Source organism: Limnofasciculus baicalensis BBK-W-15 (genome assembly GCF_024178385.1).
Classification (GTDB): domain Bacteria; phylum Cyanobacteriota; class Cyanobacteriia; order Cyanobacteriales; family Coleofasciculaceae; genus Limnofasciculus; species Limnofasciculus baicalensis.
This window is the reverse complement of the sequence record NZ_JAMZMM010000672.1, coordinates 1-1,558: the sequence shown is the minus strand read 5'-3', so window position 1 is coordinate 1,558 and position 1,558 is coordinate 1. Positions and strand designations below refer to the sequence as shown.

General features: G+C 42.5%; 4 protein-coding genes and 1 tRNA gene. 1 reads left to right on the top strand and 4 read right to left on the bottom strand.

Annotated features, from left to right (window positions below):
- Positions 1-78 precede the first annotated feature (78 nt).
- Complete coding sequence (locus tag NJ959_RS29355) at positions 79-447, bottom strand: 2Fe-2S iron-sulfur cluster-binding protein (protein ID WP_254015292.1); 369 nt, start codon at positions 445-447, stop codon at positions 79-81.
- Positions 448-511: 64 nt separating this feature from the next.
- On the opposite strand from NJ959_RS29355, the gene NJ959_RS29350 reads away from it, so the two are divergent.
- Positions 512-598 (top strand) — tRNA-Ser (locus NJ959_RS29350).
- Positions 599-637: 39 nt separating this feature from the next.
- Here the strand turns inward: NJ959_RS29350 and NJ959_RS29345 are convergent.
- The 3 genes from NJ959_RS29345 to NJ959_RS29335 all read right to left on the bottom strand — a co-directional run bounded on the left by NJ959_RS29345 (position 638) and on the right by NJ959_RS29335 (position 1,415).
- On the bottom strand, positions 638-811 hold the full coding sequence (locus NJ959_RS29345) for a hypothetical protein (protein WP_254015291.1): 174 nt from the start codon (positions 809-811) through the stop codon (positions 638-640).
- 33 nt (positions 812-844) lie between these two features.
- On the bottom strand, positions 845-1,111 hold the full coding sequence (locus tag NJ959_RS29340; protein WP_256529973.1) for a SemiSWEET transporter: 267 nt from the start codon (positions 1,109-1,111) through the stop codon (positions 845-847).
- 85 nt (positions 1,112-1,196) lie between these two features.
- The gene (locus tag NJ959_RS29335; protein WP_254015290.1) at positions 1,197-1,415 is read right to left on the bottom strand and encodes a helix-turn-helix domain-containing protein; all 219 of its coding nucleotides are present in this window, start codon (positions 1,413-1,415) and stop codon (positions 1,197-1,199) included.
- Between the last annotated feature and the right edge of the window lie 143 nt (positions 1,416-1,558).

Genomic DNA, 1,558 nt, shown 5'->3' with positions numbered 1-1,558 from the left:
ACCCCTTGTCTCCCTTGTCTCCCTTCTCCCCCTTGTCCTCTCCCTGCCCCCTGCCTCTCACCTCTGTCACCGACTTGATTAATCCTCATCCAAGGGTAATCCAAACCGAATCTTGCCTTTAGCGAAATAGCGGCCAAACTGAAGTTCGTAAACTTCATCTTCATCCTGAGTCTCAACTTCTAAGTCTGAGCGGGGATAACTTACACATAAAAGAGCATAGCCCTTCTCGCGCAAATCAGGTGATAGCCCCATGGCTTCGGGTTGGTAGATTTCTCCAGAGAGTACCCGCACGGCACAAGTAGTGCAAGCACCATTGCGACAAGAAAAGGGGAGATCAACGCCTTGATGCTCCACAGCGTGAAGGATGTAGCGATTTTCTGGTACTCGTAGGGTATAGTCAGTACCAGTTTTGCGATCGCGAATTTTAATTTTATGGTTTTGAGTCATACTTTTAGTGTATAATCAGAAATGGCGTGGTGAGGTAACTACTTTCCACACTCAATAACTCCCTGGAGAGATGGCCGAGCGGTTGAAGGCGCAGCACTGGAAATGCTGTTTAGGGGTGACTTTAACGAGGGTTCGAATCCCTCTCTCTCCGTTCCAGAAGAATAATTAAAACCCATGATACATGAGGATTTTAGGTTAATAGATTCCTATGGTATAGTCTAGGTAAATTTACCCTCGCGATCGCTTGCGCTGCTGCAAAGCAGATCGCAGTACCGTTTTCTAGATCCAGAGATTCTCTATCCAGAGACAAGCGTCTCGCCTGTCCTACAAGCAAAAATGGGATACTTTTGTCCCCATTCCCCATTCCCCGTTCCTCATTCCCTACTGATTAAAAATACTAGTGTTTTGATGGTTTATACTTCAGTTTCATCCATAAAATAGAGGATGCTAAGATCAGTGTGACGAAGTTAGTAACAATTACAGGTATATCGTTAATTAAAATACCGTATACTAACCAGAAAAATACACCAGCACAGAATGTAACAAACATGCCGAGAGAAATATCTTTGGTAGATTTAGTTTTCCAAGTTTTAATAACTTGAGGTAAAAAAGAAAACGTGGTTAATGTCCCTGCCAATAAGCCTAAAATTGTGGTATTTTCCATAACTCTCTGCGATAAACATGAGATTATTTTATATTAAAGTCGGTTGACAGAGACACCGACTTTACTAACATCTAGAATAGTTTAATCAAGGCTCATCTCGATCCTCTTCATAAACCATCAAGTCTCCAGGCTGACACTGTAGCGCTTGACAAAGAGCATTCAGTGTAGATTCATCAATTCTGGTGAGGCGGCGACGTACCTTAAGTCGAGAGATAGACTTAGGATTCATGCCAATTAACACAGCAAGTTCCTTATTGCTGATATTGCGTTCGGCCATTAAAACAGCTAGTTTCCAACGAATCACTACTTAACTGCCTACCATTTACTCATCCTCTTGCAACGGAAATGTTAACATTTTTACTCAATGATTATTAGCTATTCAACCGTTAAAGGGTTTTATTCTATTATAGAGGTTAACTAGCGGGGGTAGGGGAGTGGGGAGTAGGG

Excerpts from the sequence above, each read along its gene's own strand:
- NJ959_RS29355 (WP_254015292.1), bottom strand. The coding sequence starts at position 447 with ATGACTCAAAACCATAAAATTAAAATTCGCGATCGCAAAACTGGTACT.
- NJ959_RS29340 (WP_256529973.1), bottom strand. The coding sequence starts at position 1,111 with ATGGAAAATACCACAATTTTAGGCTTATTGGCAGGGACATTAACCACG.
- NJ959_RS29345 (WP_254015291.1), bottom strand. The coding sequence starts at position 811 with ATGGGGAATGGGGACAAAAGTATCCCATTTTTGCTTGTAGGACAGGCG.